This is a genomic window from Longimicrobium sp., assembly GCF_048594345.1.
Taxonomy (GTDB): Bacteria; Gemmatimonadota; Gemmatimonadetes; order Longimicrobiales; family Longimicrobiaceae; genus Longimicrobium.
This window is the reverse complement of the sequence record NZ_JBMDXM010000177.1, coordinates 27,251-48,290: the sequence shown is the minus strand read 5'-3', so window position 1 is coordinate 48,290 and position 21,040 is coordinate 27,251. Positions and strand designations below refer to the sequence as shown.

Annotated in this window: 17 protein-coding genes; 3 read left to right on the top strand and 14 right to left on the bottom strand. The window is 69.0% G+C overall.

The features are described 5' to 3' along the window. Positions 1–482: 482 nt before the first annotated feature. On the bottom strand, positions 483–701 hold the full coding sequence (locus ACOJUJ_RS19615) for a YgaP family membrane protein (protein ID WP_420128595.1): 219 nt from the start codon (positions 699–701) through the stop codon (positions 483–485). Positions 702–989: 288 nt separating this feature from the next. Between ACOJUJ_RS19615 and ACOJUJ_RS19610 the strand changes: the two genes are divergently transcribed. The 3 genes from ACOJUJ_RS19610 (at position 990) to ACOJUJ_RS19600 (ending at position 4,587) form a co-directional block, all read left to right on the top strand. Continuing rightward, positions 990–3,458, top strand: a complete 2,469-nt coding sequence (locus ACOJUJ_RS19610) for a hypothetical protein (protein WP_420128594.1) — start codon at positions 990–992, stop codon at positions 3,456–3,458. Between the two features lie 406 nt (positions 3,459–3,864). Continuing rightward, entirely contained in the window at positions 3,865–4,074 is a 210-nt protein-coding gene (locus tag ACOJUJ_RS19605; protein ID WP_420128593.1) for a DUF2945 domain-containing protein, read from the top strand. Positions 4,075–4,125: 51 nt separating this feature from the next. Next, a complete protein-coding gene (locus tag ACOJUJ_RS19600; RefSeq protein ID WP_420128592.1) occupies positions 4,126–4,587 on the top strand; it encodes an META domain-containing protein in 462 nt (153 codons plus the stop codon). 101 nt (positions 4,588–4,688) lie between these two features. Here ACOJUJ_RS19600 and ACOJUJ_RS19595 read toward each other — a convergent pair whose 3' ends face one another. The 13 genes from ACOJUJ_RS19595 to ACOJUJ_RS19535 all read right to left on the bottom strand — a co-directional run bounded on the left by ACOJUJ_RS19595 (position 4,689) and on the right by ACOJUJ_RS19535 (position 20,958). Then, a complete protein-coding gene (locus tag ACOJUJ_RS19595) occupies positions 4,689–5,522 on the bottom strand; it encodes a caspase family protein (RefSeq protein WP_420128591.1) in 834 nt (277 codons plus the stop codon). Positions 5,523–5,573: 51 nt separating this feature from the next. Further along, on the bottom strand, positions 5,574–6,449 hold the full coding sequence (locus tag ACOJUJ_RS19590) for a hypothetical protein (protein ID WP_420128590.1): 876 nt from the start codon (positions 6,447–6,449) through the stop codon (positions 5,574–5,576). Between the two features lie 149 nt (positions 6,450–6,598). Further along, entirely contained in the window at positions 6,599–7,390 is a 792-nt protein-coding gene (locus ACOJUJ_RS19585; RefSeq protein ID WP_420128589.1) for a hypothetical protein, read from the bottom strand. 22 nt (positions 7,391–7,412) lie between these two features. Continuing rightward, entirely contained in the window at positions 7,413–10,469 is a 3,057-nt protein-coding gene (locus ACOJUJ_RS19580; RefSeq protein ID WP_420128588.1) for a CHAT domain-containing protein, read from the bottom strand. 184 nt (positions 10,470–10,653) lie between these two features. Further along, positions 10,654–10,812 (bottom strand): hypothetical protein, encoded by a 159-nt coding sequence (locus ACOJUJ_RS19575; RefSeq protein ID WP_420128587.1) that lies wholly within the window; start codon positions 10,810–10,812, stop codon positions 10,654–10,656. Between the two features lie 617 nt (positions 10,813–11,429). Further along, positions 11,430–13,499 carry a molecular chaperone HtpG gene (gene htpG, locus ACOJUJ_RS19570; protein ID WP_420128586.1) on the bottom strand — a complete coding sequence of 690 codons (2,070 nt, stop codon included), beginning with the start codon at positions 13,497–13,499 and terminating at the stop codon, positions 11,430–11,432. A 495-nt stretch (positions 13,500–13,994) separates the two neighbouring features. Next, the gene (locus tag ACOJUJ_RS19565; RefSeq protein ID WP_420128585.1) at positions 13,995–14,693 is read right to left on the bottom strand and encodes a hypothetical protein; all 699 of its coding nucleotides are present in this window, start codon (positions 14,691–14,693) and stop codon (positions 13,995–13,997) included. 168 nt (positions 14,694–14,861) lie between these two features. Continuing rightward, positions 14,862–15,503 carry a VOC family protein gene (locus ACOJUJ_RS19560; RefSeq protein WP_420128584.1) on the bottom strand — a complete coding sequence of 214 codons (642 nt, stop codon included), beginning with the start codon at positions 15,501–15,503 and terminating at the stop codon, positions 14,862–14,864. Positions 15,504–15,513: 10 nt separating this feature from the next. After that, entirely contained in the window at positions 15,514–15,654 is a 141-nt protein-coding gene (locus ACOJUJ_RS19555) for a hypothetical protein (RefSeq protein ID WP_420128583.1), read from the bottom strand. Positions 15,655–15,944: 290 nt separating this feature from the next. Then, entirely contained in the window at positions 15,945–16,427 is a 483-nt protein-coding gene (locus ACOJUJ_RS19550) for a GNAT family N-acetyltransferase (RefSeq protein ID WP_420128582.1), read from the bottom strand. Positions 16,428–16,815: 388 nt separating this feature from the next. Further along, positions 16,816–18,258 (bottom strand): serine hydrolase domain-containing protein, encoded by a 1,443-nt coding sequence (locus ACOJUJ_RS19545; protein WP_420128581.1) that lies wholly within the window; start codon positions 18,256–18,258, stop codon positions 16,816–16,818. A gap of 105 nt (positions 18,259–18,363) precedes the next feature. Next, positions 18,364–19,215, bottom strand: coding sequence for a PhzF family phenazine biosynthesis protein (locus ACOJUJ_RS19540; RefSeq protein ID WP_420128580.1), 852 nt, complete (start codon positions 19,213–19,215; stop codon positions 18,364–18,366). A gap of 381 nt (positions 19,216–19,596) precedes the next feature. Continuing rightward, positions 19,597–20,958, bottom strand: a complete 1,362-nt coding sequence (locus ACOJUJ_RS19535; protein ID WP_420128579.1) for a GH1 family beta-glucosidase — start codon at positions 20,956–20,958, stop codon at positions 19,597–19,599. Positions 20,959–21,040 lie beyond the last annotated feature (82 nt).

The window sequence follows — 21,040 nt, the reverse complement described above, 5'->3', positions numbered from 1 at the left end:
CGGCAGCACCGTGGGGCTGAATTTCTGCCGAAGAGCACGCCTCACGCTGGCGGAGAGAAGGTCCTTCGGTCGCGCGCAGATTGTTGTGTGGATTCTATTTACACGTGGTGCGCTCCCTCAGGATGACCGGTCTGGGCGACGGAGGCCGACGAGCCTCTCAGAGCGAGCGCTCAACACGCGCTGACGGCGCACGAGGGTGTTGCCCCACCGCAATCTCACGACCAGTCATCTTGAGGGAGCCGCCGTGCAGATCCTTCAACCGGCAGGATCCGTGGCGGCGACCGAAGGACCTTGCCGGCAGCACCGTGGGGCTGAATTTCTGCCGAAGAGCACGCCTCACGCTGGCGGAGAGAAGGTCCTTCGGTCGCGCGCAGGATGTTGTGTGGGTTCTGTTTACACGTGGTGCGCTCCCTCAGGATGGCTGAGCTCTCGACATCAAGAGGCGGGCGCGGCGGCAGGCCCGCCCTTTCCCGTCCGGATTGCTAGAGCCGGACCCGCCGCGCCGTATCGACCCCCATCGCCTCGTTGAGCGGGCATACGCGCGTAATCGCCGTTTCCGTGATCAGCGCGCCGCCCAGCATCGCCAGCAGCCCGGCCAGCTTTCCGCTGCCGCCGCCCCACCGGCTGTATCCCAGCGCCAGCAGCGCCGGCCCCGCCACCGCCCGCAGCGCGCGATCCGCACCGCCTACGTTTTCCCTCATCGCGATCCATCCTTTCCGCGGCTTCCACTCGATCATGGCGCCTTATGGGGCACACCGCGGGCCGCGCCCTGCACCAGCCCGCGCCGGGCGTGATGGCGCAACGGGCGCGGGACCTTGAAAGCAAGGTGAAATCCGCGATCTTTCACCGCCGCCTGACCACCCGCTGCATCCGCCGTGATTCCGTCAGCCGTACCGCCCGTGCCCCTCTGCTCACCTCGAGAAGCGACCCTCCGCCGCCGCACCGCGCGCGGAGCCGCCGCCGTTCGACACACAATCCGGATCGTGCCGATGTCCTGCCCGCGCTTCGTTCGCATCCTCCCCCTGCTCGTTGCCCTGGCCGCCTGCGCCGACGCTCCCACCGTCACGCCGCCGCCCGAGCCGGCACCCCCCGCGCCTCCCAGGGTGCTGGGCGTGTACGAGTTGACCGTGACGGGGCTGGGGACGAGCGAGATGCGCGGAAGCATGGCGCCGGCGCGGCTGGCGGGCACGCCGTCGTACGCGCTCACCCCGCGCAACACGGGGCTGGCGCTGGAGTTCGTCTCGTCCAGCTCGTTCACCGAGGGTGACCGCGGGCAGGGTGGGCAGCGGTACATCAACGCCACCTACCGCGTGCGCAACTCCACCGGTGCGGCGGTGAGCAACCTTACCTTCATCCCCTCCATCACCGCCACCACCATCGCCGGAACGCCGTTCTCGCAGCTCACCCTGTTCAACGGCACCGCCGCGGCGCGGACGCTGGCCAGCCAGATGGTCCCCACCGGCGCCGTAACGCTGGGCGGCGGCGTGACCATGCGCACGACCGAGGTGGACGTGCTGCAGGTGTTCCAGGAGAGCGAGGTCGCCGCCGTGCCGCTGCCGGCCGGGGTGACGGGGCTGATGCCGTACGGCTTCGTGACGCGCGGCGCGGCCGGCGGCGCCAGCCGCACGCTTCCCAACGCGCCCACGCCGGACGACTTTGGCGGGCTGGTGACCTTTGCCTTTCGCTACCCGCTTACGGCGAGCGGAAACCAGGACCCGTTCACCGTCAGCTTTCAGGTGCTGGCGGTGGAGGATCGTGAAACGCGGCTCACGGAGAGCATCGAGGACGGGCAGGACACCAGCGCGGTGCGCCGCATCCGCGAGCGCGCGGCGGCGCTGGGGGCCACGGCGGTAACGGTCCTGGCCGGCAGCGCCGCGACGGCGCCCGAGGTGGTGGACTACCCCGGCCAGCGGCAGATCTGCGGCGTGCGGACGGCGGGGACGGCCGCGGCGCCCACGGCGTACATCACCAGCCCGGCGGCCTACACGCGGCTGAACCTGCTGCGGCAGGGCGAAACCGCCAGCGCCTGCGGGGCGTACTTTCGCGGGGGAACGCCCCAGGCGCCGCTTCCGGGCGTGGGGCACACGCTCACGCTGGTGGCGCAGGACCGCTACGGCAACCTGCGCACGGTGGCCGACTCGGTGCGGCTGGAGTGGGTTTCGGGCCCAAGCGCCCTTCTGGGCGCGCGTACGGCGCTGGTGGACGGGCAGGCGGCCGTTCAGGTGACCTACGGCACCTACGGCGCCTCGGTGCTGCGGGCGGCGGGGCGCCGCATCCGGGCGGAGCACCAGCTGGAGGTGGGCGTCACGACGGTGGCCGCCAACGCGGGCACCCCCACCTGGTTCACCGCCATCGCCGGCACCAGCGTGCCCACGGCCAGCCGCCCCAGCGTGCGCGTGCGCGACCCCGGCGGCAACCCGGTCTCGGGGCGCGCCGTAACGTTCAGCGTCACCCGCGGTGGCGGCACCGTGACGTCCGCGGTGGTCAACACCAACGCGGACGGCGTGGCCACCGTGGGCAACTGGCTGCTGGGGGCCACGGCCGACGTCAACACGGTGGTGGCCACCGTCTCGGGCTCCGGGATCGTGGGGAACCCGGTGACCTTCAGCGCGTCTGGGTGCACGGGGACGGGGACGGGATACTACATCACCGTCTGCTTTGCCACACCCATGAGCAGCAGCCTGCGCACGCTGTTCGGGTACGCGGCGTCGCGATGGCAGGGGCTCATCACCAGCGAGCTGACCAACGTGCCGGTGAACCAGGCGCCCGGCTACTGCAGCGCCGGGATGCCCGCCATCAACCTGACCATCGACGACCTGCTCATCTACGCCAGCGTCAAGAACATCGACGGTCCGGGCGGAATCGTGGGCCGCGCCGGGCCGTGCGTGGTGCGCGGCATCGGCAACCTGCCCCTGCTGGGCGAGATGGAGATCGACTCCGCCGACGTCGCCATGATCGAAGCGGGCAGCTACGGCGGCGTGATCCTGCACGAGATGGGGCACGTGATCGGCATCGGCACGGTCTGGAGCTACTTCGGGCTGGTGTCCGACGCGTCGGGAAGCTTTACGACGCTGGACACGTACTTCAACGGCGCCAACGGCATCGCCGGGTTCGACAACGTGGGCGGCGGCAGCTACACGGGCGGACGAAAGGTGCCGGTGGAGAACACGGGCCCCGAGGGAACGCGCAACGCGCACTGGCGCGAGTCGGTGCTGGGCAGCGAGCTGATGACGGGGTACCTGAACCCGGGGAGCAACCCGCTCAGCCAGGTGACCGTACGGTCGCTGATCGACCTGGGCTACACGGTGAACCCCGGCTTCTCCGACGACTTCTTTCTCACCCTCACGCTGAACTCCGGCGATCCCGCTCCGCAGGCGGGGCTGCGGCTGATGGATGACACGCGCACCGGCCCCATCTACCGCGCCGACCCGCAGGGCCGCACCACGCGCCTGCGCTGACGCCGCTCCGCCAGCGTGACGAAGGGCCCCGCGACGCTCCCGCCGCGGGGCCCTTGGTGCGTCTGATACTGATCCGCAACTACACTCCGGTAATTCCCTACTACCCAATCCGGCAAAACACCTCACCTCAAGTCGGACTACAGGAAACAGAGGTCAGGGTACAGAGGAACGGAGAACAACCAGAGGAACAGAGGAGGAATGCGGATCACCTCTGTTCCTCTGGCTGTTCTCGGTCCCTCTGTACCTTCCGATGTTGTTTTTCCGGATTCGGTATAAGGGATTCCGACGAACGCGCGGCGGCGCGTGCACCGACCCGGCGGGGATTGGACGGGGGCTCCCAACCCGGCACAAAGGTTGAACACGCCCCGCCGGTCCGGAGAATGCACCTCTACAAGGCAAGGGGCAGATGGGAAAGCAGTTCAAGAAGGGCGACAAGGTTGCGTGGGACACGTCGCAGGGCGAGACGCACGGTGTGGTGGAAAAGAAGCTGACTTCGGAAACCCACATCAAGGGTCACAAGGCGGCGGCCACGCCGGACGATCCGCAGTACCTGGTCAAGAGCGACAAGAGCGGCAAGGAAGCGGCGCACAAGCCCGACGAGCTGCGCCGCAGGTAAAGCACGCCGCCGGCGCGATGCCGGCCGAGGAACGGAGAGGAGACGGACGGGATGATGAGATCACTGGCTCGATACGGACGCCTGCTGTCGCTGGGCGCGGCGTTTGCCCTGGCCGCCTGTGCGGCGCCGGCCGCCGGGCCGGGCGGCACGGCGGAGCAGCTGGCGGGCACCACCTGGCGGCTGGATCAGCTGAACGGCCAGCCGGCGGTCGCGCTTCCCGGCGACGGCGCACCGACGCTCCTGTTTGCGGCGGACCAGCCGCGCGTCAGCGGCAACGGCGGCTGCAACCAGTTCAACGGGCAATACACGCAAAGCGGCGAGGCGCTGCGGATGGGCCCGCTGGCCTCTACCCGCCGCGCCTGCGTGGACGAGGCCGGCAATCGCCAGGAAACGGCCTACCTGCGCGCGCTTGAATCCACCACCCGCTTCTCCGCCACCGCCGAGCAGCTGCTGCTGTACGCCGGCGACCAGGTGGTCGCGCGCCTCTGGCGCAACGAGGGATCCACCAGCTGACGTGACCCGCGCCGGCGTCGAGCTGCGCACGAAAGCCCTTCACCCGCATCCGGGTGAAGGGCTTTCCGTGGCGGTCAGCCGGCGAGACGAGCGTCACGACGTCAGGTTGCAGGCACCGGCTCCTCGACCCCGATGGCGAACGGGCGCTGCTCCGCGAAGCCCGGAAAGGCCGGGCCGAAGAACAGCATCCCCGGGTGCTGCCTCGTGTTCGCCACGGAGACGGCGGCGGCAACCTGCCGCACGAACTCCGTGTAGCCGCCATCGAACTCCCCGCCGGCCCACTTCTCCACGAGCGTGGCGGTAAACAGGCCGTTGTTTTCGCGGTCCTGGGCTTCTTCCCTGTCCCGGCACGCGGCGATCATCAGCACGCTTGCCCGCAACACCACCTGCGGGGGCAGCCGATTCGCGAGCACCAGGTCCTCAAAGCCTGCTTCCCTGGCCATCGCCAGCACGGCGGCGGAATGTTTGCGGCGCCTGTGCCGGGACTTTGCGGCGCTCAGGTTCATCGGCACCATCGCCATGGTCCCGGAGTGGCAGCTGTCGGAGATCAGCACCACTCGTACCCCGTCAGGCACCTCCGCCAGCGCCTGGTGCAACTGGTCGTCATGGTACAGCCCGTCGTCCAGGCACCACGCCTCGTCATGGCTGTCGTCCTCCTCCTTCCCCGTTTCGTCAAACCGCCGGACGCCGTGGCCGGAGTAGGTGAGGAGCAGGACGTCACCGGCCTCCAGCTCACCAGCCACGGCGTGCAGCGCATCCACCACCATCTGGCCGGAAACCTTCTCCGTCAGCATGCCCCGTACTTCAAAACCGGCGTCGATCGCGATCCGGGCCATGGCCTTGGCGTCGTGGATCGGCCCACTGAGCGTGCTCCTCGCTTCGCAATCCTTGCCGGGGACGGGCGCGGCGATGTGGATGGAAAGACCCTTGGGCATCGTCATATTCTGTGAGATCATGGTCCGCGTGATGATCAGCTCCGGCGCCGCTTATCCGCCGCCCAGCATGCAGTTGTAGGCGAGCCCGCCCCTGCCTTCGATGAGCGGACAGTCGCCTTCCAGGTCCGCGCAGTCCGTGCCGCAGTATTTGGGCAGCACCCTGGGCTCGGTACCGAACAGCTCGTAGTACACGGAGAAGTGCGTGGCCTCCGTTCCGTGCGCCGGCCGCTGGGGAACGGGTACGCCCGAGTCGTCCGGCCCCAGCTCCACCAGCGGAAGGTGGCGGACCATCAGGTTCAGCACCCGCCTGCCCGAGCCGCTCTCGATGGGGTACAGCGTGACGATGGGCTTGCCCTCCGCCACACCGCCGGTGACGCCCCTGAGCTCGATGGACAGGCTGTCGCCCTCCATCGGCAGCTCCCACTCGGCTTCGTGGGCCATCCGCCGGCACTGCCCGTCCGCCCACTCCCAGCACTCCCCTTTCGCCACGGCCGACATCCTTCCGCTTTCCAGCGTGACCCGCGACGCCACCCGGTTGCCCGGCACGTCCTCCAGGAACTCCGGCAGCACGCCCGACCCGGCCACGTCGCGAACGCCGACGATCTGCGGGCAGATGCGCAGGTCCGGCTCCGCGCCGCCGCCCAGGGTGAACATGGTGCCGCGCAGGGTGCGCCGCGCCACCAACTCGTCTGGCTCCTGCTGCCCGGCCCGCAGGTGCGCCGTGTCGAACTCCAGCACCGGGATGTGCGGATCCACGCAGTGCGCGTGATTCGCCCCGCTCTCCCCTTCGGGATGGTCGCCATCGTGGTGGCCGGGGCCGTGCGGCTGGCCGACGGCGCGCGGCATGAGCACGTGCATCCGCCTGCGCGCCTCGTCGGCGGCGAACAGGCACAGACCCACAAAGGTCACTCGCAGCGTGAACGCCATTCGTCTCCTCGTCTTTCTCGTTGGGGGCATGGTGTGGATCGCCCCCTAGGAGATGGACGGGACGGGAGGGTTTCCCCGGGGCCGCAAGACGCCGAGCCCCGGCGCCGCGAAGGCACCGGGGCTCCACCGGGGACATCCGGAGCCGCCGTTCACGCTGGCGGCGACTGGCCCAGCATGCAGTTGTAGGCCAGGGCCGCCATCTCGTCGTCGTCCGCCGGCTGCGCGTGGGGATCGAACGTGGGCGTACCCGCGTGAAGCGGGTGCTTCTTCATCTTGAGCTTGACGCGTTTGAACGGCGGCTTGAGCAGGGTCAGGTACGCCTGGAAATGCGTCGCCTCCTGGCCGATGGGAATGGGCGTCGTGGGCACCGGTTCGGGAAGACAGCTGACCTCGACGTGAACGGTTCCCGATCCATGCGGGATCGTCCCGGCGGGGGGCGCGGGAGCCGGCACGGGGGCGTGCGGACCCTGGTACTGCAGCGGCCGCACGGTCCAGGCTACGTCGCTCGTGATGTTCCTGATCTTCCAGACCAGCTGGTGCGTAAAGGGCCTAGTGTCCACCGTGGACTGCTCGACCTCCACGTCCCACGTGGCCGTGTCCCCGTAGTCCACGTCGCTCGCGGGTGGAAGGGTCACCCGCGCGGCCACGCTCCCCCGCGGGGTAAGGCCCAGCTGCGGGGCATCGACACCCTTGTGGGCGAGGGTCCCCACGTTCACCACCGTAGCGTCCGGCGCGCCCTGCGTCGCGTTGGTGGCCGCGCTGAACTCGATGGCGTACCCCTCGATGCGCACGCGATTGCCCCCCGGAAACGTGCACCACACGAAGTGAGGCTCGATTCCCCCGCCGTGGTCGTGCACGTGCGGCATGAGCACGTGCGTGCGGGCGGAGCCGGCCGGGTGCACGAACAGGCACAACCCGGTGAACTTGATGTGCAATTCCATCCGGTTATCCCTTGAACGGGGTTCAGCCGCCCGCGTAGCGGAAGCCGGACCACGCCGCGGGCGAGCGGAGCGCGGGGTCCGGCGAGGCCAGCAGCCGCAGCTGCGCCTGGCGCAGCGCCGACGCGGCGTCCGCGCCCGCGCCGTAGGCGTGGTAGAACTCGCCGACCAGCGCGCTGGTGGCGCGGTCCTCCACCCGCCACAGGCTTCCCACCACCCCGCGTGCGCCGGCGCGCAGCATGGCCCCGGAAAGCCCCGCGAACCCGCCGGAGCGGCCAGACCCGGCACGCTGCGTCTCGCACGCGGCAAGTACCACCAGCTCAAGGCGGCGCAGGTCCATCGTCTCGATCTGCTCGGCGGTCAGCCGCGACGGCGCCCCTTCCTGTTCCGCCAGCACCAGGAACGAGCGCGACGGGCGGGCATCGTCAAAGACGGCGTGCCCCGCGAAGTGGAAGAGCGCCGCGGACCCGAGGGCGCTTCCGAGTGTTTCCGGCGTCGCCGACCGACCGGCCAGCAGCACGGACCCCGGATACGCCTCCGCCAGCGCGCGCGTTTCCGGGACCAGGTTCGGCAGCCGCGGGAGGGCGGGATGCTCCCCGGACGGAAACGCCGGGTCCGCGACGAACACGGCACGTCCGCCTGGCCGGCCCCGCGCCGGGGCGGAGGCGTGTGCACCCAGCCCCGGCGCCAGCCGCAGCACGTGGTCCTGCACCAGGTAGCGCCCGCGCACGCGGTCCCGCAGAGCGGCAAAGGGCACGCCGCCCAGCTCTCCGTCCACCACCAGGGTCAGCCGCTCGTGTCCGCCGACGTGCCGCTGCACCGGGCGCACGAGCACGTCGTACAGCCCGGCCAGGAGCACCGCGGTAGAATCGTCCGCCAGGCGCAGCTCCAGCCGGGTACGCGCGGCCTCCGCCATGCGCCGCACCGCCGCCCCGTCCACCGTGGCGCGCTCCAGCCGCACGGCCGTGTCGACAACCGCGAAGGCCAGCAGCGTATCCCCAATGAGCGCGTATTCGACCGCCGCCTCGCCCGCCGGGGAACGCAGGGACCCGGCACCCGCGCGCGAGCCGGATGCGGGCGCGCGGCTCTGCTCCAGCGCGGCCAGCGCCTGGCGCGGCAGCCCCCTGCCGGCGTACAGCAGCGACAGCCGGTCGAAGATCCGGCGACGCGCGTCCAGCATGGAGGCGCGCAGCGACGCGCTGGTGATGCCAGTGCTGAGGCGCGCCACGGTGGCCGCGGCGGAGTCCAGGTCCGCCGCCGCGCCCACCGCGTCGCCCGCCGCGACCCGCGCATCCGCCCGTTGCGTGAGCGCGATCAGCAGGCGCTCTACCGAACCCAGCCCGCGCGCATCGGCGATCACCGAGTCCATGGCCGCCACCGCCCGGTGCGGGGCACCTCGAACGTCCAGCGCCGCCCGGGAGATCCGCGCGTCGGCGCGCAGCCACCCCTGCTGCCGGGCATCGGGAACCGAGTCGATCAGCGCGGCCCCGGCGCGAAGGGCGTCCGCGGCCTGGGCGAACCGCCCCGCGGCCGCCAGCGACCGGGAGAGGGACAGCATCCCCTCGGCGCGTATCCCGGCGGCCAGCCCTTCGATCGCCGCCACGTCCTCGGCCTGGAACCGCAGCGCCCCCTGGTCCAGCCCCTCGGCGCGGGTGTAGTGGCCCAGCGCGAAAAGCAGGTTGTGGCGCGGCGTGGACCGGGCGAACGGCCGCAGCGTGGCCAGCGCCTCCAGTGCCGCCGCGTACGCGGCGGCCTCCTCGCCCAGCGAGAACAGCGACTCGGCGTGCATCGCCTGCATCGCGCCCAGGTTCTCCTGCTCTCCCGCCCGCCGAAAGAGCAGGATGGCTTCGCGGAAGAACGTCGGCGCGGCGTGAAGATCTCCCCTTCGCGACGCCAGTGTGCCCAGCGACCATTGCGTCCGGCCGGCGAGCGCGGGAAAGCGCGAGGCATCCACGGTCCCCGCGAGCCGGCGAAACTCGCGTACGGCACCCGTGGAGTCTTCGGAATAAAAGAGCGCCACGCCGTACCCGTACTCCGCCCAGTTCCGCAGGGCCGGGGAGGCGCCGGCGTCCGCGCGAACGGAGTCGAAGGCGGCGGCCGCGGGCGCGCCGCGGCGCTCCGCGAGCACCCGGGCCGCGCGGCCGTAGCGTGCCCATGCACGCGCCAGACGGAAGCGCCCGGCAGGATCTCTTTCCAGGCGGCGGACATCGTTCAGCGCCGCCGTCACCGTTCCGTCCCTCCCCGGTGCCGCAAAGCCGCTCGCCAGCCCTTCCAGGGTCCGCAGGGCCGCGGTGGCGGCGGGCGCATCGCCGCGGGTGACCGCGGTTCCCCACGCGGGAAGCACGGTGTCCGTGGCCCACAGGCGCGCCCGCTGCGGATTGTCGCGTGCGAAGGCGGCAAGCACGCTTGCGGGCGCGTCCGCGTCCGGGCGCACGCTCGCGCGGCCGTTCAGCGCCTCCAGGCGCACCCGCGCCTCGCCCGCTGCGCGCGCGGCGGGGTCCAGGGCGATCACCGCGCGCCATGCAGCCGCGGCCTGGGCACGAAGGTGCAAGCGGTCCAGCGCCAGCGCACGGTTGTAGGCGGCGGCGCCGTTGCCTGGATCCAGCGTTGCGGCCTGGTCCGCGAACTGGATGGCCAGCACCAGGTCACGGGGCGTGTGCGCGCGCTCCGCCCGGACCATGTGCGCCGCGGCAAGGTCGGACCAGACGGCCGCCGAAGGCCCCTGCAGCCGCCCCACCGTGTGCAGCGCCTCGATCACCCGGTCCACCGCCGGCACGCTCCCGCGCGGCCCCCACACCAGGTCGGCGACGGCGCGCAGGTGAATGGCACGCGCGTCACCTGCCTCGGCGCGCGCGCGAAGGCGCCGCACCAGCACCGCCACCGCCCGGGGTGGTACGCCGCGTGTGGTGGAAGGAGGTTCGGAGAGAAGCGACAGCCGCGCGTCGAAGCCTGTCCCGCCGCGCTGCACCAGCCGGGTCAGCTCACGAGACGGGCCGGCGTGCGCGCGCGCGCCAAGGCCGATGCCGAGCCCTGTGGCCAGGAGCAGCATCGAGCCCATGATGCGCCGGGGCGTGAATCGCATGTGGAGCTGCCAGCGTGAGGATCGCGACGGGAGGTGGGGACTGCAACGGAATACGCATGCAGTTTCCCTCTCATGGCGAGCCTTGTCAATGCTGCCGGCACCACGAAGCTCCGCGTCCGATCAGCAGTCGCGCTTCAGCGGGCCCCGTTCAGCGAGCTACACCCCGGACGGGTTTGCCTTCAGCTCAGCAGCACTCGGTGCACCAGCAGCCGCCGATCTTGGAGGTGCCGCAGATGCAGGACATTTCCTCGGCGTGCACCGTCCCGCGATCCGGCTCCCGCGCGCTCTCGATTTCCACCGACTCCACCTTCAGCTCGTTCAGGTCCAGGCGAATCTTCTTCATGGCCAGTCTCCCGTGGTTGGAGGACGAAAGGGAAATTGACAGTGACGGCGCCGGCCGCCGAACGCAAGGGCACAAACAGCGCCTCCCTGCGTCAGGCCGCCTTATGCTTATTCTTATGCCGGATCCGCAAAAACATTGGGCACGCAGAGGAAGCGGAGGAAGCAGAGAACTGCATCCAGAAACTCTGCTTCCTCTGCTCCCTCTGCGTGAGAACCTGCAGTTGGGGGAATACGGAGGTATTTGCGGATCAGATATGATCATGATCATGTTATCGTTTTACCAGATCCGGAAAAACACCTCACCTCAAGTCGCACTACGGGAAACAGAGGCCAGGGTACAGAGGAACAGACAACAGCCAGAGGAACAGAGGACGGAAGGATCGCCTCTGTTCCTCTGGCTGTTTTTGGTCCCTCTGTACCTCCGATGTTGTTTTTCCGGATTCCGTATTATGACCCGACAAAGATTCTTTCGGTCGGCGCTCCAGCTCTTTCGTTCAAGACGCTCCGACTTCCTGGGACGTCAACGCTCTTGATCGGCATCGGACGGAAGGGCAATGGGCGAAGCCCTCCCTCGACGACGTCGAGAGAGGGCTTCGTGGAACCGGCGACGAGCGTGGATCAGCCCGCGCTCACGGCGGATTCTTCCGCGGCGGAATCGGACGTCGGGGTGTCCGGCTCCTCGGACGAGGTGGCGGGATGCGCATCGGCATCCACCGCTCCCGGTGCGTCGGCCTCGGGCTCAGCCGCCGGCTCCGCCGGCGCGGCCTCGGCGACGGGCGCGGCATCCAGGCCCGTCTCCATCAGGCCGGCGACGAGCTGGGTAAAGCGGACGGGGTCGTGCGGCCCGGCGCCTTCGGCCAGCAGCGACCAGCCCAGCAGCAGCTCCGCGTAATCGCCCACCACCGTGTCGTTGGGGTTGGCGTCGAAGCGGCGGCGGAGATTCTGCACCAGCGTGTGGCTGGCGTTCAGCTCCAGGATGCGCCGCTGGCGAACGCCATCGCCGCGGCCCTGCGACAGAATGCGCTCCAGCTGCGGGGAGTAGTCGTGCTCGCTCACCACCAGCACCGCGGGCGACTTCGTGAGCCGGCCGGAGAGGCGCACTTCCTTGACCCACGTCTCCAGGCGCTTTTGCAGCGCGCCCAGGAACGGCTCGAACTCCTTCTTCTTCTCGTCGGCCGATTCCTTCTTCTCCCCCTCCTCAAGCTCCACCGCGCCCTTGCCGGCGGAGCGCAGGCGCTTGCCCTCGAACTCCGTCACCGACTGCACCACGAGCTCGTCCACAGGCTCGGTGAGGTACAGCACCTCCCAGCCGCGGTCGCGGAACGCCTCCAGCGCGGGCGAGTTCTCAATCTGCTCGCGCGACGAGCCGGTAAGGTACCAGATGTCGTTCTGCCCCTCCGGCATCCGCTCCACGTACTCCTTGAGCGTGCCCAGCGCCTCCGCCTCGCGCGACGAGGTGAAGAGCAGCAGCCCCAGCAGCGCGTCGCGGTTCTCGAAGTCGCTGTCGACGCCCTCCTTGACGGCACGGCCCAGCTCGCGCCAGAAGGTTTCGTACTTCTGCCGGTCGCTCTCCTGCATCTTCTTGAGGGCGTCCAGCACCTTCTTAGTGAGCACGCGGCGGATCTGCCGGACGTGGCGGTCGCTCTGCAGCATCTCGCGCGACACGTTCAGCGGCAGGTCGGGGCTGTCCACCGCGCCCCGCACCCAGCGCATCCACCGCGGCAGCAGCTCTTCGCTGTTCTCGCGCACCAGCATGCGCTTTACGTACAGGCGCAGGTTGGGCTTGAAGCCCGAATAGTACAGGTCCGCCGCGCCGCGTGACGGGATAAAGAGCACCGCCTGGTACTCCACCAGCCCCTCGCCGCGGGTGTGGATGGTCTCCAGCGGCTCGCTCCAGTCGTGCGAAATCTGCTTGTAGAAGTCCGCGTACTCGTCCTTTGTGACCTCCGCCGGCGGCCGCGCCCAGATGGGTTTCATGGAGTTGAGCGGCTTTTCCGGCTGCGGGGTCTCGCCCTCCGGCACCTCTTCCGGCTTTTCGGCGGGGAGGATGATGGGATAGGTGATGAAGTCCGCGTGCTGCCGTACGATGCGCGAAAGCACCCAGCGGTCGGTGTAGTCCTCGATGCCGTTCTCGCTGTCGACGGGCTTAAGGTGCAGCGTGATGGTGGTGCCCGGCCGGTCGCGCTCCGCCTCGGTCACGCTGAACGAACCGCCGCCGGATGATTCCCAGCGCACCGCCTCGTCCGTGCCCGCCTTGCGGGTGACCAGCTCTACCCGGTCCGCCACCATGAACGACGAGTAGAAGCCCACGCCAAATTGGCCGATGAGCTGCGCCGCGCCCTCGCCGGCCTTGTCCTTGAGCTGCTCCAGCGCCTCGCGCGTCCCCGACCGGGCGATGGTGCCAATGTTCCGCACCACCTCGTCGCGCGTCATCCCGATGCCATCGTCGTCGATGGTCAGGGTGCGCGCTTCCTTGTCGGGAACCAGGCGGATTCTGGGCTCGTGCCCATCGGGAAGCAGCTCGGGGTTGGTGAGCGCCTCGAAGCGAAGCCGGTCGATGGCGTCGGACGCGTTGGAGACCAGCTCGCGAAGGAAGATTTCCTTGTCGGTGTACAGCGAGTGGATCACCAGGTCGAGGAGCCGCTGCACCTCGGCCTGAAAGGCGAACTGCTGCGCCTGCTCAGCCACGCTAAACCTCCTGTCGCAAGTTCGGATGATGTGCTGTGCCGATGACAAACCGCCTCCCGCGAGCCATCGCGAGAGGCGGAGAATTTAGTGAATCCGCCGTGGGAACAACAAGTGGCGGATGGGGATGGATTCACTCGGCCAAACGCGGCTCCGCGCCTGAGCCTGAGAGTGTGTTTACGAATCACATCGCCGGATTTGATTTCCTGAGGAAGGCGCCGCTCCAGACCTGCTGATCGAGGTACTTGGGCGCCGACCGAAGGATCACGCCGGCAGCACCCGGGGGCTGGATCTCTGCCGCCAAGCCAGCCCCGCGATTGCCGAGACGAGATCCTTCGGTCGCGCGTAAGCGGTTGAGTGGATTCAAGTTGAGGAGGCGCGTTCCCTCAGGAAATCAACACCTGGATATCCGAAAGACCAGTTTCGTAAACACACGCTGAGGGATCAAACACAGAGACGGCAAGCCCGGTTCGCGCACGCGGACCGGGCCGTCTGCCTTCAGGCCCCTTCGGAAGCAGGATGGTCAGGGAGAATGCTCCGCACAGCCTCGTCCAGGCTAATGTCCAGCACGCCGGCGGGCAGGTTCACCCACCGCCTCCAGTCGTAATCCCCGTATTCCAGGACGCGCGCAGGGTAGAGTGCCGATCCATGCAGGCGCATGTCGACAATCCGGCGGTCCGCCACCGCCCGAACGACTTCGAAATCCGTGTTTGGCCAGCGCGCCTCTTCCTCGTCCTCGTCCGCAAAATAGTCGTCGCCCTTCATCACCAGCACCCGGCCATCCCCAAGGTCGAACAGGTAGCCGGTTCCTTCATCGTCCCACGGTTCGATCTGAACCGCGGCCGCGGCACGGACTCGGGTAGCCACAACGCGGCCGTCATCCAGCAACCGTGCGAGCACGCTGGCCTGCTGCGTCGTCCAGATGGCGTGGTTTCGCCGCTGACGGGCGTTGGCGCGGGCGGTGGAAACGACATGGTAGCCGGCGAGCACGGCCCCCAGCACCAGCACGCCAAGGTACCCGCCGACCGACCGCTCACCCGTGAACCAGAGCACCACCGGCACGAGCACAAAGGCGGCAACCATCAGCCACCCTTCGCCCGTGACGAAGGGCCGCGGCTGAAACGTCGGCGGCTGCAACGCCGCGTGGAGCGTCGCCCGCTCCTCCGCACTCATCTCGCGTGTGGTTTTTACGATCATGCCCGAAGTGCGTCTTTACGGCACGCGGGAAGTCGAGGTTCGCCCGCTCCCTGCGCATGGAGTCGATCTTCGCCTTTTGTGATCGCGACAAACACGGACATCGTAGCCCCCATCTCATATCACAGGGACGGAACGGCCACGGTCAGAAATCTTCCTGCTGTCCGCGCATTACCGCTCCACCCAACGGTAGCTGGCGTGGCTGTCGTAGTCGATGCCGTGCTTCGCCTTCAGCTCCTGGATGTGGCGAAGCTGGTTCTTCGTGTGGGGGCTGGCGACGCCGTCGCCGAGAGGCTCGTTGGTGTGCAGGAGGATTTCCTCGAGCAGGCTGTCGACGCTCATGCGCTTGTGGGCGGCGAGGTCGTGGAGCAGTGCGGCGAGGCGCTTTTCCAGGCGCACGGGGACGTCCACGCGCTCGATTGGGATCGGCTCGCCGACGGTGTAGATGTGGTGGCCAAAGCCGAGCACGTAGCCGTTCAGGTCGCGCACCGAGTAGTCGCGGATGCCGTACGGCTGGTCCTGGATGGCATCCACAATCTCGACACCGGACGCGCGGTGGAACGCGTAGAGTTCGTCCGCGTCGCCGACCAGGAACGACACCGATACACCCCGCGGGTTGGGTGCTCCCTGCTGCAGAAAAACCTGTACGTCACCCAGGTTCACGCCCGCCATCGCCGCCGGCTCGCCCCAGCTAAAGCCGAGGGTGAAGCCCAGCCGGGTCGTGTAGAACTCGGCGGCGGCAAGGACGTCGGGGACGGCGAGGACGGGGTGGAGCTTTTCGCAGTCGACCCGCGGGGGCGTGGGAATGGACATGGATGCTCCGTCAGTTGGAGGGGCAGAGCCGTTCCAGGCGGATTTCGTCGATGAAGTTGCCGTAGTCGTCGCCGCGCAGAAGCACCTCCGCAACCACGCCCGGCTCGAACGCGATCCCCCTGACCGTCAGCGTTCCCGCAACGCCGCGCAAGGGTTTCGTGATCCCGGAGGATAGCCCGAACGCTCTCCGACTGATACCAAATCCAGTCATCCGGAGAGAGCGCCACTGACAACCTGAACCAACCGCGTCCGCTTGCGCGCGACCGAAGGACCTTCTCTCCGCCGGCGAGAGGCAAGCGTCCGGGCAAGGATCCAGCCCCACGGTTCGGCCAGCAAGGTCCTTCGGTCGGCGCCAAAGCACATCGTGACAACGGGTTGCAGCGCGGCGCCTCCCTCAGGATGACCGTTCGCGTGAGCGATTCAGCGACACCTTCTTCAGACTCAGGCGGCGGGGCCGCCGTCCGACGCCGAAGCCACACCGCCGTTCGCGTCGCCGCCTCCCTCCCGTGGAAGGCGCTCCATGCGGATGGCGTAGTCGGAAAATCCTACCGAGCCCCAGAACCGGTGGCCGCCCTGGTTGCTGGCCAGCACGTCCAGCGTGGTGCGAAAGCCGGCGGGGATCACCCGGTCGAACAGGGTGTCGATGGCCCGCCGCCCCACGCCGCGGCCGCGATGGTCCTTGAGCACGAAGAAGTGGCGGATGAACGCGGAGTCCTCATCCAGGCTCACCAGCGCGTAGGCAACGGTGGCATTTTCCTCCTGAAAGAGGACGGCGCGGTACTCCTCGTCGGCGATCCAGCGGCGCATGCGGGCTTCCAGGCGCTCCAGCGACATCCCTCCCCCGCCCCACTCGTCCTCGATCAGCTGCCGGTTGATATCGGCCAGGAACGGCGCGTCGCCTTCCGTCGCATAGCGAATTTCCATGGATCTTTCGAACCAGATGTGTGTGAGCGGCCTGGACGGGCCGCGTCTGAATCCAGAGCGCGATGGCGGATGATGAGAAGCAGGGTGCCGCACCCGTACGTTGTCCGCGCGAGGGTCTCACCAAGCCCAAGACCGAAACCAGTCATCCTGAGGGAGGCGCCGCACCAATCCTGTTTTGCACGACGAAATTTGGCGCCGACCGAAGGACCTTGCCAGCAGAGCCGAGGGGCTGGATCTCTGCGGGCGAGCGTGCCCCACGATGGCGGAAAGAAGGTCCTTCGGTCGCGCGCAGACGGCGGCGCGCGTCACGGTCACGCGCGGCGCTCCCTCAGGATGACGGGTCTCGCGAGAAGGGCGAGAGGTCCGGCATCACCTCCGGCGGTGCAATCTAACGCTGCCCGGCGGCCAGGAGCGCGGGGAGCAGCACCGTGCGCATGACGGCGTTGGGGGGCGAGCTGTCGACGTTGTAGGCGCCGCCGGTAAACACGGCGATCAGGTCCAGCGACGGCACCAGATAGATCTTCTGCCCGCCGTTGCCGGTGGCCACCACCATGTCCACGCGCCGGTCGCCGGCCGCGGTGGGAACGCTGAACCACTGGTGCCACCACAGGTAGCCGTACCCCTGGTCGCCCACCTGCGAATGCACCGCCGTGGAACGCCGCACCCACTCCGCCGGAATTACCTGCCGGCCGTCCCAGCGGCCTTCCTGCTGAAACAGGATGCCGAACTTGAGCAGGTCGCGCGGCCGCAGGTTCAGCTGCGCGAACGTCCCCGCGTTCTCCGCGGACGTGGTGACGTTCCACCGCACGTCCGTGGGGCGAATCCCCAGCGGATCGAAAAGCGCGCGCTGCGCGTAGGCCGGCAGCGGCTGACCGGTGGCCCGCTCCACCATCCGCCCCGCCGTCCAGGTGCCGGCCGAGCAGTAGCGCGCGACCATCCCGCGCTCCGCCACCACGGGCAGGTCCAGAAAGGACTTGATCCAGTCCTCCGTCTCCATGAGCCGCGACTCGTTGCCGGGCGACTGCGGATTCCAGTCGTCGCACGCCAGGCCGGTGCGGTGCGTCAGCAGGTCGTGCAGCGTGAGCGCCTGCTTCTGGGGATGCGGATTGGCGAAGCCGTCGTACGGCAGGCGCGCCAGCACGGGCTCGTCCACCCCCGCCAGCGCGCCGTTGCCGATCGCGATGCCCACCAGCGCCGACACGAAGCTCTTGGTCGCGGAGCGCAGCTGGTGCCGGCGGTCGCGGTCGTAGCCGTGGAAGTACTCCTCCAGCACCAGCCTGCCGTGCCGATACACTAGCACGCCGTGCAGATCCGCGTACGTCCCATCCACCACCCCGCGTACGATCGCGTGCGCCACCGACGAATCCAGCCCCGCCGTCGCCAGCCCGCCAACGGCGATCCCGTCACCCAGGGCAGGTGGCGGCCGGTACGCGTACGGCGCGGCTCCCAGCGGACGCGCCCGGACCAGCTGCGCATCGGCCGGATCGACGTTGGGGCTCAGCCGCTCGAAGAAGGTGCCGCGCTCCGAGAACCCCGTCACGTTGCCAGCCCCGTCGCGGCGGAACGGGATGGTGTCGCCGGGCCCGTTGATCACCCGGTCCGCGCCGATCGGCCGCAGCGGATACTTCGCCTCGCTGATCACCGCATACAGCGCGGAATCGCCCGCCACCAGGGCGAGCGTGGAGCCGCCGTGGTAGCGGTAAGTGCCGGTCAGGTCGTTCAGCGCGGATCGCGGCGGCTCCGTTTGCGTGGCGGCGTAGCGCGGCCAGGCCAGGTACGTAAGCAGGCCGGCGGTCGCGGCGAGCAGGAGCTTGCGCGGGTTTGCACACATTTCGGACTCCGTAACTCTGTACGTCTTCAATCCGGCGCTGAAACGAACGCCGCCCGGCATCGTAACGGTAGATGGGCACGATGGATTCCCCCACGGCGGCGGATCCTACAACTCGACCTCACCCTGGATGCAGGTGATGGCGGGGCCGCCCACCCAGACGGTGCCGTCCGCGTCCTGCTCGATGCGCGGGCGGCCGCGGCGGCCCAGCCGCGTGCCCTGGCTGGCGACGTAGGGCGCCGTGGCGCGGCCGGTGGCCAGAAGCCACTGCGCGAGCGACGCGTTCAGGCTGCCCGTGACGGGATCCTCCCGCATCGTCCCCTGCTCGTCGCTGAACACGGCCCGCACCTCCCACGCGCACTCCGAGCCCGGCGGATACGGCCCCACGATGCCGATGTTGAGCACCTCATCGCCTGAATAGCGGCTGAAGTCAGGCTCGAGCGCCAGCACGGCGTCGGCATCCTTCAGCAGCACCGCCACCCACCCCGGGCCGTTGTCCGCCCACGTCGCGTCCACGATCTCCCCCCGGCCGATCCCCAGCACCGCCGCCAGCTGCTCCACGAACGCCGGGTCCACGGGCCCGGTGCGCAGCAGCGGCGGCGCGGCGAATGCCAGGCCGTACTCTCCGCGGCGGATGGGGATGAGCCCCGCCCCGCACTCCTGCACGATGCGCCCGGCGTCGCGCGGAACACCGCCGGCCGCAAGCCAGGCGTGGCAGGAGCCCAGCGTGGGGTGCCCCGCAAACGGTAGCTCCTGCGCCAGGCTGAAGATGCGCACGCGGTAGTCCGCCTCGGACAAGGTGGGCGGCAGGAGGAACGTGGTCTCCGACAGGTTTGTCCAGCGCGAGAACTGCCGCATCTCCTCCGTCGACAGGCCGTCGGCGTCAAGCACCACGGCCAGCGGGTTTCCGGAGAACGGGACGGGCGAAAACACGTCCACCTGCTGAAAACGCCGGCGCATCGCGTGAGCCTGGAGTGGGAATCGATCGAGCCCGCCGTGGGCTCGCGAAAGATAGCCCCATGCGCCAAGCGGTGCACGGGGCCGATGCAGAAATGGAGAACGTTGATCGGTGAGGTCCCGCTCAGCCACTCCCGCGATCAGTCATCCCGAGGGAGGCGCCGCGTCGCAGCTTGCCCATACACAGGATCTTGGCGCCGACCGAAGGAGCTTTCCACTTGTGCCGATGGGCTGGATTTGCGGCGAACGACCTGCACCACGATGGCGGAAAGAAGGTCCTTCAGTCGCGCGCATGTCATTGTGATACTTCTATTTGCACGTGGCGCGCTCCCTCAGGATGACTGATCTCGCAACAGAGGCTTCAACAGCACCGTTCGACACGCGTCAGCCATCGTCGATCCCACCCAGCGCCGCACCGTTGCTGCGGATGACCTCGGCGTAGAAGCGGGCGCTGCGCTTGGGCGTGCGCTGCTGCGTCTGAAGGTCGACGTGGATGATGCCGAAGCGCTTGGCGAAGCCGGCGCTCCACTCGAAGTTGTCCAGCAGCGACCAGGCAAAGTAGCCGCGCAGGTCCACGCCACGGCGAATCGCCTCGTGCGCGGCGCGCAGGTGGTCGCGAAAGTAGGCCACGCGAAGCGGATCATCCACTTCCCCGCCCTCCGCAGTCGGCGGATCGTAGAACGCGGCGCCGTTCTCGGTGACGTACAGCGGCACGTCGCCGTAGCGCTCTTTCACCCACACCAGCACGTCCGTCAGCGCGGGGGGATACACCTCCCACCCCATTTCCGTGTGCGCGTGGCGGTCCTGCCGCACGCGGCCCTCGCGGAGGGGCAGGTCCGACGGATCGTCGCGGGTCACACTGCGCGTGTAGTAGTTGATCCCCAGCCAGTCGATCGGCTCCCGGAGCGCATCCGCCTCCGCGTCCGCGTGCTCCGGCCACGCCTCGCCAAAGATGTCGCGCAATTCGTCGGGATAGCGGCCCAGGAACACGGGATCCAGGTACTGGCGGTTCATGTACGCCTCCGCGCGCGCCCGGGCGGCCACGTCTTCGGCGCGGTCCGTCGCGGCGTACTTGGGCTCCAGGTTCACCACCAGCCCGATGCGATTGCGGCCCTCCGCCCGGTACGCACGGACGGCCGCGGCGTGCGCGCGCAACAGGTTGTGCGACACGCGCGGCGCCTCCCAGGTGCTGCGGTGGCCGGGCGCGTGCTCGCCCACCAGATAGCCGGCGTGCATCACCACCCACGGCTCGTTCAGCGTGCTCCACATGGGCACGCGGTCGTCCAGCACGCCAAAGACGGTAGAGGCGTAATCCGCGAACCAGTGCGGGATGTCGGGGTTCAGCCAGCCGCCGCGGTCGTCCAGCGCGGCGGGCAGGTCCCAGTGGTACAACGTGGCGTTGGGCTGGATGCCGCGCGCCAGCAGCCCGTCCACCAGCCGCTCATAAAAATCCAGCCCCGCGCGGTTGATGCGCCCCGTCCCCTCGGGAAAGATGCGGCTCCACGAGATGCTGAAGCGGTACGCCCTGAGCCCCAGGTCCGCCATCAGCGCGACATCGTCCGCCCAGCGGCGGTAGTGGTCGCACGCCACGTCGCCGGTGTCGCCGTTGTGCGTCATGCGTGGAGTATGGCTGAAGCGGTGCCAGTTGCTCACACCCGCGCCGTCGGCCAGCGGCGAGCCCTCCACCTGGTAGGCGGAGGTCGCGGCGCCCCACAGGAAGCCGTCCGGGAACTGGGTGTGGGTCATGGATCTACCGTAGTCATCGATCTTCAAAGTCGCTGTTGATCCGGGTCCTCGCTGGCGCTCCCAACCCGCCCCCTCCGCTCGC